22 protein-coding genes and 1 pseudogene are annotated in these 13,293 nt (G+C 62.7%); all 23 read left to right on the top strand.

The window, feature by feature from the left end:
* Positions 1 to 42 precede the first annotated feature (42 nt).
* A complete protein-coding gene (locus NMD14_02640) occupies positions 43 to 513 on the top strand; it encodes a head completion/stabilization protein (protein XEI33374.1) in 471 nt (156 codons plus the stop codon).
* Positions 513 to 716, top strand: a complete 204-nt coding sequence (locus NMD14_02635) for a tail protein X (protein ID XEI33373.1) — start codon at positions 513 to 515, stop codon at positions 714 to 716. Before NMD14_02640 ends, NMD14_02635 begins: the two co-directional genes overlap by 1 nt.
* 1 nt (position 717) lies before the next feature.
* Positions 718 to 951, top strand: a complete 234-nt coding sequence (locus NMD14_02630) for a TraR/DksA C4-type zinc finger protein (GenBank protein XEI33372.1) — start codon at positions 718 to 720, stop codon at positions 949 to 951.
* The gene (locus NMD14_02625) at positions 944 to 1,309 is read left to right on the top strand and encodes a phage holin family protein (protein ID XEI33371.1); all 366 of its coding nucleotides are present in this window, start codon (positions 944 to 946) and stop codon (positions 1,307 to 1,309) included. Before NMD14_02630 ends, NMD14_02625 begins: the two co-directional genes overlap by 8 nt.
* 2 nt (positions 1,310 to 1,311) lie before the next feature.
* Complete coding sequence (locus NMD14_02620; protein XEI33370.1) at positions 1,312 to 1,623, top strand: phage holin family protein; 312 nt, start codon at positions 1,312 to 1,314, stop codon at positions 1,621 to 1,623.
* On the top strand, positions 1,620 to 2,444 hold the full coding sequence (locus NMD14_02615; protein ID XEI33369.1) for an N-acetylmuramidase family protein: 825 nt from the start codon (positions 1,620 to 1,622) through the stop codon (positions 2,442 to 2,444). The genes NMD14_02620 and NMD14_02615 overlap by 4 nt, the downstream gene beginning before the upstream one ends.
* Positions 2,434 to 2,976, top strand: a complete 543-nt coding sequence (locus tag NMD14_02610; protein XEI33368.1) for a DUF2514 domain-containing protein — start codon at positions 2,434 to 2,436, stop codon at positions 2,974 to 2,976. The genes NMD14_02615 and NMD14_02610 overlap by 11 nt, the downstream gene beginning before the upstream one ends.
* Entirely contained in the window at positions 2,973 to 3,467 is a 495-nt protein-coding gene (locus NMD14_02605; GenBank protein ID XEI33367.1) for a phage tail protein, read from the top strand. The genes NMD14_02610 and NMD14_02605 overlap by 4 nt, the downstream gene beginning before the upstream one ends.
* Positions 3,449 to 3,901: a phage virion morphogenesis protein gene (locus NMD14_02600; protein ID XEI33366.1), complete on the top strand. Its 453-nt coding sequence runs from the start codon at positions 3,449 to 3,451 to the stop codon at positions 3,899 to 3,901. Before NMD14_02605 ends, NMD14_02600 begins: the two co-directional genes overlap by 19 nt.
* A gap of 130 nt (positions 3,902 to 4,031) precedes the next feature.
* Complete coding sequence (locus tag NMD14_02595) at positions 4,032 to 4,382, top strand: hypothetical protein (protein ID XEI33365.1); 351 nt, start codon at positions 4,032 to 4,034, stop codon at positions 4,380 to 4,382.
* A gap of 54 nt (positions 4,383 to 4,436) precedes the next feature.
* The gene (locus tag NMD14_02590; GenBank protein ID XEI33364.1) at positions 4,437 to 4,691 is read left to right on the top strand and encodes a hypothetical protein; all 255 of its coding nucleotides are present in this window, start codon (positions 4,437 to 4,439) and stop codon (positions 4,689 to 4,691) included.
* The gene (locus tag NMD14_02585) at positions 4,691 to 4,924 is read left to right on the top strand and encodes a helix-turn-helix domain-containing protein (protein ID XEI33363.1); all 234 of its coding nucleotides are present in this window, start codon (positions 4,691 to 4,693) and stop codon (positions 4,922 to 4,924) included. Before NMD14_02590 ends, NMD14_02585 begins: the two co-directional genes overlap by 1 nt.
* A 132-nt stretch (positions 4,925 to 5,056) precedes the next feature.
* Positions 5,057 to 5,647: a phage baseplate assembly protein V gene (locus NMD14_02580; protein ID XEI33362.1), complete on the top strand. Its 591-nt coding sequence runs from the start codon at positions 5,057 to 5,059 to the stop codon at positions 5,645 to 5,647.
* A gap of 11 nt (positions 5,648 to 5,658) precedes the next feature.
* Positions 5,659 to 5,997: a GPW/gp25 family protein gene (locus tag NMD14_02575; GenBank protein XEI33361.1), complete on the top strand. Its 339-nt coding sequence runs from the start codon at positions 5,659 to 5,661 to the stop codon at positions 5,995 to 5,997.
* The gene (locus NMD14_02570) at positions 5,994 to 6,893 is read left to right on the top strand and encodes a baseplate J/gp47 family protein (protein XEI33360.1); all 900 of its coding nucleotides are present in this window, start codon (positions 5,994 to 5,996) and stop codon (positions 6,891 to 6,893) included. The genes NMD14_02575 and NMD14_02570 overlap by 4 nt, the downstream gene beginning before the upstream one ends.
* The gene (locus tag NMD14_02565; protein ID XEI33359.1) at positions 6,890 to 7,528 is read left to right on the top strand and encodes a phage tail protein I; all 639 of its coding nucleotides are present in this window, start codon (positions 6,890 to 6,892) and stop codon (positions 7,526 to 7,528) included. Before NMD14_02570 ends, NMD14_02565 begins: the two co-directional genes overlap by 4 nt.
* Positions 7,525 to 8,313, top strand: coding sequence for a phage tail protein (locus NMD14_02560; GenBank protein XEI33358.1), 789 nt, complete (start codon positions 7,525 to 7,527; stop codon positions 8,311 to 8,313). Before NMD14_02565 ends, NMD14_02560 begins: the two co-directional genes overlap by 4 nt.
* 239 nt (positions 8,314 to 8,552) lie before the next feature.
* Positions 8,553 to 8,966 (top strand): tail fiber assembly protein, encoded by a 414-nt coding sequence (locus NMD14_02555; protein XEI33357.1) that lies wholly within the window; start codon positions 8,553 to 8,555, stop codon positions 8,964 to 8,966.
* Positions 8,967 to 9,134: 168 nt separating this feature from the next.
* On the top strand, positions 9,135 to 10,310 hold the full coding sequence (locus NMD14_02550) for a phage tail sheath protein (GenBank protein ID XEI33356.1): 1,176 nt from the start codon (positions 9,135 to 9,137) through the stop codon (positions 10,308 to 10,310).
* Positions 10,311 to 10,322: 12 nt separating this feature from the next.
* Positions 10,323 to 10,841 (top strand): phage major tail tube protein, encoded by a 519-nt coding sequence (locus tag NMD14_02545; protein XEI33355.1) that lies wholly within the window; start codon positions 10,323 to 10,325, stop codon positions 10,839 to 10,841.
* A gap of 63 nt (positions 10,842 to 10,904) precedes the next feature.
* Positions 10,905 to 11,189, top strand: coding sequence for a phage tail assembly protein (locus tag NMD14_02540; protein XEI33354.1), 285 nt, complete (start codon positions 10,905 to 10,907; stop codon positions 11,187 to 11,189).
* A gap of 8 nt (positions 11,190 to 11,197) precedes the next feature.
* A complete protein-coding gene (locus NMD14_02535; GenBank protein XEI33353.1) occupies positions 11,198 to 11,329 on the top strand; it encodes a GpE family phage tail protein in 132 nt (43 codons plus the stop codon).
* Positions 11,330 to 11,975: 646 nt separating this feature from the next.
* Positions 11,976 to 12,899 (top strand): annotated as a pseudogene (locus NMD14_02530) (phage tail tape measure protein).
* Positions 12,900 to 13,293: the final 394 nt, after the last annotated feature.

Genomic DNA, 13,293 nt, shown 5'->3' with positions numbered 1-13,293 from the left:
CCAGCGCTGACGGCCCGATCACCGCCCACCACAGGAGGGAGCATGACCAGCGGTTTTATCCCCACCCCCACGCCAGAACAGGACGAGGGCGTCATCACAGCCGGGCTATTCTGGCCGCCCATCTCGCTGCCTGACATGCGCGCCACCATGCGCACCGATGGCACCGTCACCACCGAGCGCCTGCGCCATGCCGTGATCAACGCCATCAGCCAGGTACAGGCCGATCTGGCCGTCTGGGCCGCCAGCAAACAGGCCGCCGGCTATCTCAGCCTCGATGCCGTGCCAGCCACCCTGATTGACGAAGAGTCCATTCTGGCGCTCTGGTATCGGCGCGCCGTCTACAGCTACGCCCGCGCCAGCCTGTACGAGCGCTATCTCGACAGCGCGGCCACCGCCGAGGCGGTCAAAGATGCCAGCGCCAAAGATTTGACGGCCGATGATCTCTACCGCGATGCCCGTTTCGCGATCCGCGACATCCTCGGCGTCAGCCACACGACAGTGGAGCTGATCTGATGCAGCTGCGCGCCATCCAGGGCGACACCCTCGACCTGTTGCTCCATCGCTATTACGGCTACACCGCCGGCATCACCGAACAGGTGCTGGCGCTGAATCCGCGCCTTGCCGAGCTGGGGCCAGTGCTGCCCATCGGCACCCTTGTCACCCTGCCAGACGCGCCCACCCAGGCAGCCGTCACGCAGATCAACCTGTGGGACTGATATGAGCCGCCTTGACGACGAACTCGAACGCATAGACGCCATCAACGACCTGCGCATCGCCGCCAAGGTGCACGCCGCCCGCATCAGCGGCACCGGCCCCTTGCGCTGCATCGACTGTGACAACGTCATCCCGCAGGCCCGCCGCGAGGCCGTGCGCGGCTGCGAACGCTGCATCGAATGCCAAACCGAATCTGACCTGATACAACGCCAACGCACCGGAGGATCAATTGCCTGAACCCATCTCGAGCGGCACCGCCGCCAGCACCGTCACCGGGCTGGCCGTCTTGTCGCTGCTCCCCGGCCTCGATGCCGATGTCGTCATGGGCGCCTTCGCGGGCGCCCTGATCTGGATCTGCACCACCGAGGAGCTTGGCATCCTGCGCCGTCTCGCCCTGTTCGTCGCGGCGTTCATGGTCGGGCTGCATGGCGCCGGGTTCTGCGCCGCCCTGCTCGGCACCATCACCCCGGAATCGCTCGCCGTGCCGCGCGCCGTGGGGGCGCTGGTTGCCTCGGCCATCACCGTCCGGCTGCTGCAGTTTGTCCTGCGCAAATCGCCGGATGATCTGCTCAACCTGCTGCGCCGGAGGGGGTGATCATGCTCATTGCCTACGCCCTGCTGATGGCCCTCATCAGCCTGCGCCTGATGACCTACCGCCGCGGCGGTGACCGCTACCGCCTGCTGCCCACCCTGCTCGCCTACCTGATGGCCGTCGCCGCCGGGTCGGTGCCGCTGCGCGCCCTGCTGGGCAGCCTGCCGCCGCCAGATGCCTCGTCCGTGCTGCTCGCCGCCGTGGTGCTGGTCGCCCTGTGCGATGCAGGCGGCAGTACCGCTCGCCTGCTGCCCAAGCGCAAAGGCCGCGCGCGCACCACTACCGCCTGGGATGTATACCGGAGGGATTTACCATGACCCGCACCCTGACCCTCGGCGCTGTCGGCAGTGACGTAACCCTGCTGCAACAGCGCCTCACCGCCGCCGGCTACCCCGCCAACCCGGACGGCTGGTTTGGCGATAAAACCCGCGCCGCCCTGCTCGACTATCAGCGCGATCACCTCATCACCATGACCGGCACCGCAGGCCAGCGCACCCTCGCCAGCCTGCTCGGCGCCGCCTCGGATAAACAGCTCACCATCACCCACCTGCGCGCGGCCGCCGCCCAGCTGGGGGTATCGGTTGCCAAGTTGGCCGCCTTTGCCGATGTTGAAAGCGCCGGTGAGGGCTTTGACTCAGCCGGTCGCCCCGTCGTGCTGTTCGAACGCCACGTGTTCCATCGCCAGATCGCCGCGCACCTCGGCCAAGCCAAGGCCGATGCGCTGGCCGCCGCTTATCCGCAGCTGTGCAACCCGCAGCGCGGTGGCTACGTCGGTGGGGCTGGCGAATGGCAACGCCTGACCATGGCCATGGGGCTGCACCGCGCCGCCGCCATCGAATCGGCAAGCTGGGGCATGTTTCAAGTGATGGGCTATCACTGGCAGGCCAATGGCATGGCCGATGCCGAAGCATGGCGGGCCGCCATGTGCCAGAGCGAGGCGGATCAACTCGCCGCGGTCGTCGGGTTTATCGGCCGCGATGCCAAACTGCTGGCCGCCCTGCAGGCAGGCAATTGGAAAGAAGTGGCCCGCCGCTACAACGGCCCGGCCTATGCCGACAACCGCTATGACCAGCGCCTCGCCGCCGCCCATCGCCACTTTGCAGTCATCTATCCCGACGAGGTGAGCCATGTGGATTAGCCTGCTGACCGGCCGCTGGGGCAAGTGGCTCGCCATCATGCTGGCCGCTTTGGCGCTGTCGCTGATGATCAAGAGCCTGCACGCCGATGGCTATCGAAAAGGCGCAGCCGCCACCGAAGCCGCATGGCAAAGCAAATGGGATCGCCAACTCGCCAGCCACGCCCAGGCACTGGCTGACGCCAGCGAGCGCCAGCGCCAGATCGAACACCGCTATCAGGAACAACTGGAGAGCATCCAACATGATGGACAACTACGCCTCGATGCCGCGCTGGCTGATGCCGCTGCTGCTGCTGATGAGTCTGACCGCCTGCAGCGCACCGCCCGCGAACTGGCCCGCCGCGCCGGTCGCCAATGCCCAACTGCCACCACTGCCGCCAGCGGCCAGACAACCCAGCCAGCCGCCGTTCTGCTCGCCGACGTGCTCGGCCGCGCTGACCGTCGAGCGGGTGAACTGGCAGCACTGGCTGATCGAGCCATCGCCGCAGGCATCGCCTGCCAGCGCGCCTATGATGCCGTCAGGAACCAACCATGAATAAACCGCAGCAGATCCGCGACGTGCTCTATCAATGCCTGCCAGAGCTCAACAAAAACCGCGAGCGCCTGACCCTGGTCATCAACAAGGGCAACGCCGTCGCCACCGGCGCCGCCAGCATGTCGTTTGAATGGCAATACGAATTGCAGATCGGCGTCATCGACTTCGCCGGCCATCCTGATGCCGTGATGGTGCCGCTGCTGCTCTGGCTGCGCCAATACCAGCCTGAGCTGTTCACCAATCCGGATCGCCGCGACAACGCCGTGACCATCGAGGTCGAATATCTGGCGCGGGATCTGGTCGATATGCTGATCACCGTGCCGCTCACCGAGCGGGTGCGCGTCACGAAAGACGAAACCGGCATGCGCTGGGAGCACCTGCAAGAGCCGCCAGAAGATCCCTACGACGGCATGACCTGGGAGCTGTTTATCAATGACCAGCCTCAGCCATGGCCGCCCGCGCCGGGGGACACATGGCCGAAGATCAGCTGACGCAACTCGGCCTCGAAGCCCAGGCACTGGCCGCCAGCCTCAGCGCGGCCGGTCGCCGCAAGCTGGCCGCCGAGCTGGCCCGCACCCTGCGCGCGACGCAGGCCGAGCGCATCCGCGCCAACCTCCAGCCAGACGGCACCCCCATGGCCCCGCGCAAACCGCGCCAAGCCATCAAGGGCCGCCGGGGCGCGTTGCGCCGCAAGATGTTCGGCAAACTCATCAGCGCCCGCTGGCTCAAGGCCACCGCCAGCCCCAACGAGGTTAGCCTAGCCTTTGTCGGCAGCGCCAACAGGCTGGCCACCACCCACCACTTCGGCCTGCGCGAGCGCATCAAGGGCCAGACCATCCAATACCCCGCCCGCGAACTGCTCGGCCTCGCCAAGGGCGACCTCGACCGCATCGAGCAAGCCATGCTCGACCACCTGACCAAATAAAACGCCCGAAATCGGGCGTTGTTATTTTGTGCAATAAATCACAAATATAACCTTGCAGGTTATAACCGCGCAGGTTATAGTTATCTCAAGAGGTAAGGCAAGGGTGCCAAGCCAAACGGAGATGACAGAAATGAAATTCAAGTCCTATCAAAATGAAGAGAACCAAGCTAAGGCTGCTACTATCGTTGCAGACCACATCAAGTGGTTCAACGCCATCCTTGCTGATGTATTCGATGGGTTCGATGCTGGCGAGTTGGAGTGCGATGATGTTTATCAAAACTACATCCGTGAGCCGATGATTATCAGGGAAGTGGTTAGTCAGCTCACCGCTGAGGAGGTTATCAAGATGAATGGTGGGTTTGGTTTTTCACTGAAAATATCAAGAGTAGCACGCGCCGCCGGGCATTCAAATTTCACAACTCTGGTGAGTGACATGTCCCAAAAAAGAAGCTCGGTTAAGGCTCGTTACGAGGCAATGTAAATGATAATAAGGCCTGTCGGAATCGGGCCAACCTAAGCAAATGGAGATACTACGATGGCCACATTTATGATTGACCCACTTAAAAACAACAAGTCAGGGATTGCGTTTGAGCCATTTTATGTTGATGCGGAAGATCACGATGAAGCGGCAACCAAGGCAGCAAAAAAGATGTTTGGTGACAGTGTATTTGGAAAGCGAAATAGCGGCGCAGTCAATGGCAGCGGGATGTATCAGGCATATTACAACATGGCGAAAAACCAACCACAGGTGAACAGCTGCGGGTATCTCTTCCATGTAATGGAGGCGTGATGACGCCAGCTGACATTAAACAGGCCAGGTTAGCGCTTGGCCTTAGCCAAACAGAGATGTGCCGCGCGCTGGGGCTGACCAGCGTCATGACCTACGCCAAATGGGAGCAGGGAACCAGCAAGCCGACCTCGGGATCCATCAACGCGGTCAGCATGCTGGCGTTCCTGCACCGGCATGGCCTGCTGCGTGAGTGGCTGGCACAGCAAACCCCATCAGACAGCGCCGCAGAATAAAGCGCAGATCGGCGGGCATCATCAGGGAGTCGCCCCCAAACCCCACCCATAGACTATCGGCGCATGTTGTCGCTGACTCCTCCACAACAGCCGCGCATCGACAGGGCCAGCAGTGGCAAACACACTGGCCCCATGAACCCAGCACTCGCAGATCTGCACCGCCTCATCGCCAATATGATCCGCATCGGCACCGTCAGCGCCGTGCGATCAGGGGCCTGCAGAGTCAAAACCGGCGAAATCGAAACCGACTGGCGCCCCTATCTGGTGCCGCGCTCGGGGGCGACCCGTCGCCGTGCCCGTCCAACCCTGGGCGAGCAGGTGTTACTGCTCTGCATGTCCGGCGATCTCGCCACCGCCTACGTACTGCCCGCCGTCCATCAAGACGCGCACCCAGAACCCGCCGCCAGCGATGACAACCCGGATCTCGACCGCATCGAATACCCCGATGGCGCCGTGCTGGAATACAACCCAAAAACCAGCGCCCTCACGGTCAGCGGCATCAAAACCGCAAACATCACGGCCAGCACCAGCGTCACGCTGACCACCCCGCTGGTTGAGTGCACCCGTGCGCTGAAGGTGGGCACCACCATCGAAGCGGGCAGCACCATCACCGCAGGGGGCAAGGTCACCGCCCCCTCTGCCACCATCGGCGGCATCGAGGTCACGACCCATAAACACGGCGGGGTCAGCACCGGCAGCGGCCAGACCGGAGGCCCGCAATGAACTGGCAGGGCATGAACGCACAGACCGGCCGCCAGCTGGGCGACACCGATCACATCGTGCAGAGCATTCACACCATCCTGACCACCCCGGTCGGGTCGCGCGTGATGCGCCGCGAATTTGGCAGCGAACTGGCCGACCTCATCGACCAGCCGCAGCACGATGCCACTCGCCTGCGCCTGATGGCCGCCACCGTGCACGCCATCACCCTGTGGGAGCCGCGCGTCAGATTGACCCGGGTTGAGCTGGGCGACCCCACCTATGACGGCCGCCGTCAACTCACACTGTCATGGCGCCGCATCGATAGCGGCACCGACCAAACCGCCACCCTGCCGTTGGGGAATGCTGTATGAGCACCATCAACCTTGCCAACCTGCCCAAACCGGCCGTGGTCGAGGACATCGACTTCGAGGCCACCCTGGCGGCGCGCAAGGCCGCGCTGATTGCCCTCTACCCCGCCGCCGAACAACCGGCGGTGGCCGCCGCGCTGGCGCTGGAATCCGACCCGGTCGCCATGTTGCTGCAAGAAAACGTCTATCTGCAGATCATGCTGGCCGCCCGCATCAATCGCGCCGCCGTGGCCGGAATGATTGCCTGGGCAGAAGATGCCGATCTCGACAATCTGGTGGCCGACCTCAACGTCAAGCGCCTGATCATCCAGCCCGAAGATCTGACCGCCAACCCGCCAGTGCCGGAAGTGGCCGAGACCGACGAGGCATTGCGTGAACGCTACCTGCTGGCATGGGATGCCCTCAGCACCGCCGGGCCGAAAGGCGCGTATGAATACTGGGCACGCTCGGCCGATGGCCGCATCATCGATGCCAAAGCCATCAGCCCGCAGCCTGCCGAGGCCGTGGTGTCTATTCTGAGCAGCGAAGGCACCGGCGCCGCCAGCAGCGAGCTGATCGCCGCCGCCATGGCCGCCTGCAACGACGAAGATCGCCGCCCGGTCGCTGACCGCCTGACCGTCAAATCAGCCACCGTCATCGACTACGCCGTGCACGCCGCGCTGACCATCGGCCAGACCGGCGCCGAGGCCGAACTGATCCTGACCGCCGCCAAGGCCAACCTGCAAAGCAAACTCAATCCACGCAAGCGCATCGGCGTATTGATCGCCCGCTCCATGATCGAGGCTGCCCTGCATGTGGAAGGGGTGATCAAAGTCGAGCTGACCGGCTGGACCGATATCGCCCCGACTGATGAGCAGGCCGCATGGTGCACCGGCATCACCGTGGAGCAGGCACCATGAGCCACGCGGCCGAGCTGCTGCCACCCAGCGCCACCGCCACCGAGCGGCGCGTTGCCGACGTCTGCGAACAGGCGCTCGATCAGCCGGTGGCCCTGCTGCGCACCCTGCACAATGCCGACGCCTGCCCGCCGTGGCGCCTGCCCTCGCTGGCCGCCGAACGCAGCGTCGACCGCTGGGATGAGCGCTGGTCAGAATCGGTCAAGCGCAAAGTGATCAAAGCCTCGCCGTTCGTCCATCAACACAAGGGCACCATCGGCGCCCTGCGCCGCGCCGTCGAGCCGCTCGGTTACCTCATCCGGGTGCGCGAGTGGTGGCAAAGCTCACCAGTGGGCGTGCGCGGCACCTTCGCGCTGGATATCGGCGTACTCGACACCGGAATCACCAGCACCATGTATACCGAGCTCGAGCGCCTGATTGATGACGCCAAGCCGCTCACCCGCCACATGACCGGGCTGGCTATCAGCCTGGAATCGCGCGGCCCGCTCTATCTCGGAGCCGCCTGCTACCTGGGCGATGAGATCACCATCTATCCCTACGAGCCGGGGCCGGTCACCGCGCAGGTGAGCGACTGGCATGGCGGCATCACCCACACCATCGACACACTCACCATCAGACCGGGGACAGCAACAGCATGAGCACCTACTTTGCGACGCTAACCACAGCCGGTGCCGCCAAGCTGGCCAATGCGCTAGCACTGGGCACCACCGTAAAATTCACCCACATGGCCGTGGGCGATGGCAATGGCGCCGCCGTCACCCCCAATCCGGCCATGACCGCGTTGGTCAAGGAACGCCGCCGCGCCGCCATCAACACCCTGTTCGTTGACCCGCTCAGCGCCTCGCAGATGGTGGCCGAACAAGTGATCCCCGAGGACGTGGGCGATTGGTGGATTCGAGAAATCGGCCTGTTTGACGATGCCGGAACCCTGATGGCCGTCGCCAACTGCCCGGACACCTACAAACCGCTGCTCACCTCAGGCGCTGGCCGCACCCAGGTGATCCGCATGGTGTTTATCGTCAGCAACACCGCCGCCGTCGAACTCAAGATTGACCCATCAGTAGTGCTGGCCACCCGCAAATATGTCGATGACGTGATGGCGGCGCACAAGCAAAGCCGAGAGCACCCGGATGCCAGCGAAACGGCCAAGGGATTTGCCCGCTATGCCACCCAGGCAGAGGTGAATGAAACGGTCACAGCCAATCAAAAGGCCGATGCCGTTGTTACAGTGAAAACCCTATGGGGATGGGTAAAGCAAGCCAGTGAAGCCGTGCTTGGATTGATGAAAGTAGCAACTCAGGCGCAGACGAATGCGGGTGCAGCAGATGATGTTGCAATAACCCCAAAGAAGTTGCGCGCAGGCTTTGCTGCATCCTTCTCTTACGCTGGGTATCTTGCGTTTCCTACATGGATGGGGGGCTGATCATTCAGTGGGGCAGTATTTCTGTGACTACAAACTCAACTGCCACCGGTTCATTGCCCATCGCATTCCCAACTGCGGCATTTCAAGGGGTATGTTCCTTTGACAACCCTGCAGGCGCCATTTATCCCACTGCCGCCATGGGTTTCCCGTCGTTATCGACCTATCAAATCGGGGTCAAGGCAGCATCAGGAAGCAACTACATCATGCGATATATCGCCATCGGATATTAGGAGACCATCATGTACAAATACGATCCTGAGTCCAAAGGGTTCTACCTGACGGCGATTCATGGCGACAATATTCCACACACCGCGGTCGAGCTCAGGCCGGGGGACTATGAACGGCTGGTCAACGGCCAGAGTGGCCAGCAAGAGATCGCCATAGTCGATGGATATCCTGTTTTGCAGGGCCGCCCGGAACCGTCAGCGCAACAGATGGCAGAGCTGATGCTGACCCAGCTCGATCACGCCGCCGCAGGCGAGATTGAACGCCTACGCCCTGCCGTGGATGGCGGATATGCCAAGGAGGCCGATGTCGAGCTGTTGGCGCAATGGCAGCGCTATCGCTACGAGCTGCCGGATGTTCGCAGCCAGCCTGGATGGCCTGAGAACCCAGCGTGGCCTCCGCGCCCGGGGGATCCCTCCACCGTATAACCCTATGAGCCAGACACCACCCCGCCCCGTGCGGGGTGTTCTTTGCCCAGCCACCGCCGCTTGTTGTGAGCACCGGCCCGACAACACCGACCGTTAACAGCCCAGCCCCGCCTGCCTGCATCATGACCATGCCCGAATTTACTCCGCCCAGACACAGGAGATCGCCGCATGGCACTCGACCAATACCACCACGGGGTGCGCGTCATCGAAATCAATGACGGTACCCGCACCATCCGCACCATCGCCACGGCCATCATCGGTGCCGTGCTGGTCAGTACAGACGCTGACGACGAGGTGTTCCCCCTCAACAAACCCGTGCTGTTTACCAACCTCACCGACGCCATCGGCAAGGCTGGCACCACCGGCAACTTAAAACGCACCCTGCAAATCATCGACATGATCGCGAAAACCCCGGTCGTAGTGGTGCGCGTGGACGAAGGCGTAGATACCGCCGCCACCACCTCCAACATTATCGGCACCATTGGCCTCGATGGAGTGCCAACCGGGCTGGAAGCACTCAAGCGCGCCGAATCCGTGGTCGGTGTGCGCCCGCGCATCCTCGGGGTGCCGGGCCATGACAGCCTGGCAGTTACCGCCGCGCTGACCGCCGTGGCGCAATCCCTGCGCGCCTTCTGCTATGCCCACGCCGTGGGCGACACCATCAGCGACGTCAAACTCTATCGCGAGGGATTTAGCGACCGCGAACTGATGCTGATTTACGGTGACTTCACCAAATGGGACACCACAGCCGATGCCCAGATGCCGTGCGATGCCGTCGCCGTGGCCATGGCCCTGCGCGCCAAAATCGACAAAGAGATCGGCTGGCATAAAACCCTCTCCAACGTCGGTGTGCCGGGCGTGGAAGGCCTCACCAAAGCCGTCTATTGGGAGCTGCAAAACCCCGACACCGACGCGGGCCTGCTCAACGAAAACGACATCACCTGCCTGATCCGCCGCGAAGGGATGCGCTTCTGGGGCAACCGCACCTGCTCCGATGACAAGCTGTTCCAGTTTGAAAACTACACCCGCACCGCCCAGATCCTCGCCGACACCATCGCCGAGGCGCACATGTGGGCCGTTGACAAACCCATGACCCCCACCCTGGTCAAAGACATCATCGAGGGCATCAACGCCAAGCTGCGCGAACTGGTCAACCTCGGCTACCTCATCGGCGCGAACTGCTGGTATGACGACACCCTGAACGACAAAGACACGCTCAAAGCCGGTAAGTTGCGCATCCGTTACAACTACACCCCGGTGCCGCCACTCGAAGACCTCGGTCTGATGCAAGAGATCACCGACGAGTACCTAATCGACTTCGCTGCCAAAGTCGCAGCCGCATAAGGAGCCTAAAAAATGGCACTCCCTCGCAAACTCAAGAAGTTCAACCTGTTCGGCAACGGCGAAAACTGGATCGGCATCGCCGAAGAGTTCACCCCGCCCAAGCTGAGCCGCAAGTTTGAAGCCTATCGCGGCGGCGGCATGCCGGGTGCCGCCAACATCGACATGGGCCTCGATGATGGCGCCCTCGATGTCGAGTTCACCATGGGCGGCTACGGCGAAGAGGTGATCGGCCTGCTCGGCGAGCCGAAAGTAGACGGCACCCTGCTCCGCTTCTCAGGCTCCATCCAGCGTGATGACACCGGCGAAACCACCGCCGTCGAAATCGTCTGCCGTGGCCGCGCCAAAGAGATCGACCGGGGCACCTACAAAGACGGTGACAACACCCAGACCAAGGTCAGCATGACCTGCACCTACTACAAAGAGACCATCAACGGCCAGGTCATCCACGAGATTGACACCGTCAACCTGATCGAGATCGGCCCTGATGGCGTCGACCGCATGGCCGAGCACCGCAAAAACATCGGCCTCTAATCCACCCCACCCCATTCGGGCGGCACTGCCGCCCGTTACTGCATACCGAACAAGGGCAACACCATGGAACACAAAGAGATCACCTTAGACACCCCCATCAAGCGCGGCGAAACCACCATCACCAGCCTGACCATTCGCAGCCCCAAAAAGGCCGCCAGCCTGCGCGGCCTCAACACCATGGACATCGTCCAGATGAACGTCGATACCCTTATCAAACTGCTGCCCCGCATCACCGACCTGACCGAAAAGGAAGTGGGAGACATGGACCCGGCTGATCTGCTCAAGGCCGGGGTCGTGGTGGTCGGTTTTTTGATGGGCTCGCAGCAGGAGGCCTACCTCACTGCATAGACGACCTGATGGCAGATATCGCCATCATCGCCCACTGGCCGCTCTCTGAAATGGCGGCCATGGAGCTCGACGAGCTGATGGGCTGGCACCAACGCCTCGTTGAGCGACACAACCAGATCAACGGGGCCGACGAACAATGAGCAACCTCAAGTTACAAATCCTGCTCGGGGCGGTGGACAAACTAACCGCCCCCTCAAGGCCGTATCAGGCCAAAGCCGCACCACTGCCAAAGATCTGGCCGATACCAAAGCGCGCATCCGCGAGCTGGAAAAGCAGAGCGGCCAGATTGACGGCTATCGCACCCTCGGCAAACAGATCGGCGCCACCCGCACCGAGCTCGGCCAAGCGCAGGCCAACGCCCAGCGCATGGCGCAGGCGCTGGCCAATACCGCCAATCCGACCAAAGCCATGACCCGCGAGTTGGAAGCCGCGCGCCAGAAAGTGCGCGACCTCACCACCACCGAACGGCAACTGGTCGCCCGCTATGGCGAAACCAAAAACGCCCTGCAACAGGCGGGCATCAGCACCAAACAACTCAGCGCCACCCAGCGCCAACTCAAGCGCGATCTGGCTGGCGCAAATGACGCGCTAAAGGCCCAGCGTGACCAGCTCGCCAAAGCCGCCGTGCAGCAGCAAAAATATGCCGCTGCTCGCAGCACCTATGACAAAACCATGAATGCCCGTGGCGCGCTGGCTGGCTATGGTGCCGCCGGTGCTGCCATGGGCGGCGCGGCGCTTTACAAGGGATGGGGTGTGGCAGGTAAAGCCATGGGCTTTGAGCAGGAGATGTCAAAGGTACAGGCGCTGACTCGCCTGCAGGGAGGGAGTGCCGATCTGGCCGCCCTCACCGCGCAGGCCCGTGAGCTGGGCGCAAAGACCGCCTTTACCGCCGGAGAAGCGGCGCAGGGCCAGGGATTTCTGGCGATGGCCGGTTTCAGCCCTAAGGCGATACGCGATGCCATGCCGGGCGTACTCGACTTGGCCAAGGCGGGCGGTGTTGAGATTGCCCAAGCCTCAGATATCGGATCCAATATCCTGACCGGCTTCAAGCTGCCAGCTGACCAGATGGGCAAGCTGGGCGATGTGATGGTGGGCACCTTCACCCGCGCCAACGTCGATCTGGCCATGCTCGGCGACACCATGAAATATGTGGCGCCTGTTGCTGCGGGCCTCGGCGTCGATCTGGAAACCGCCTCAGCTATGGCTGGCAAGCTCGGTGATGCAGGTATTCAGGGCAGCATGGGCGGCACCGCCATGCGCGCCATCTTAAGCCGCATGGCCGCACCACCAAAACAGGCCGCTGATGCGCTTGAAGAGCTCAACATCAAGACCGCAGACGCCAAGGGGAACCTGCGCCAGCTGCCGGCAATCCTCGAAGAGATTTATAAAAAGACCTCAAAGATGGGGGACGCCAAGCGCGCCGGATTGCTCAAGGCCATCGCAGGGGAAGAGGCCTTCTCGGCGCTGGCGGTGCTGTCAGAACAGGCCGGAACCGGCAAGCTGCAGGAGTTGATCCAGACCCTGCGCGGTGCCCAGGGCGAGGCCGCCAATGTGGCGGGAACCATGGCCAACAACGCGCTGGGGGATATCGACAACCTATCCAGCGCGTGGGATGACGTCGGCATCCAGATGCTGCAAACCGAGCGCGGCCCGCTGCGCCAGTTAATTCAGAGCCTGACCAGCATGGTGCAGGGCGTGGGTGACTGGATGCGCGCTAACCCGGAGCTGTCATCAACGCTGGTACGAGTATCAGCCGCTATCGCCGCCGCGGCCTTTGTCGGGGGATCGCTGATGGTGGTGATTGCTGGCCTAATCGGCCCGTTCGCCATGCTGCGGATGGGGATCTCCTACATGACGATCGCCGCCGGGCCGCTCGGCACCGTGCTAAAAATGCTGGCCGGTGGGTTTGTGCGCCTCGGCATCGCCATGCTGACCACCCCGGTGGGATGGATCATCATGGCTATTGCAGCCATCGCCGCAGCCGCCTATGCGGTCTACTCAAACTGGGACAAGATCGGCCCAGCATTGGCCGCCGTCTGGGAACAGTGTAAAGCCCCGCTCGGTGCGTTCTGGGATCTGCTTAAGGAGCTGTTCTCATGGACGC

It is taken from the genome of Aeromonas veronii (genome assembly GCA_041319085.1).
In the GTDB taxonomy this organism is placed as follows: domain Bacteria; phylum Pseudomonadota; class Gammaproteobacteria; order Enterobacterales; family Aeromonadaceae; genus Aeromonas; species Aeromonas veronii_F.
This window is presented reverse-complemented; position numbering and strand designations above follow the sequence as displayed.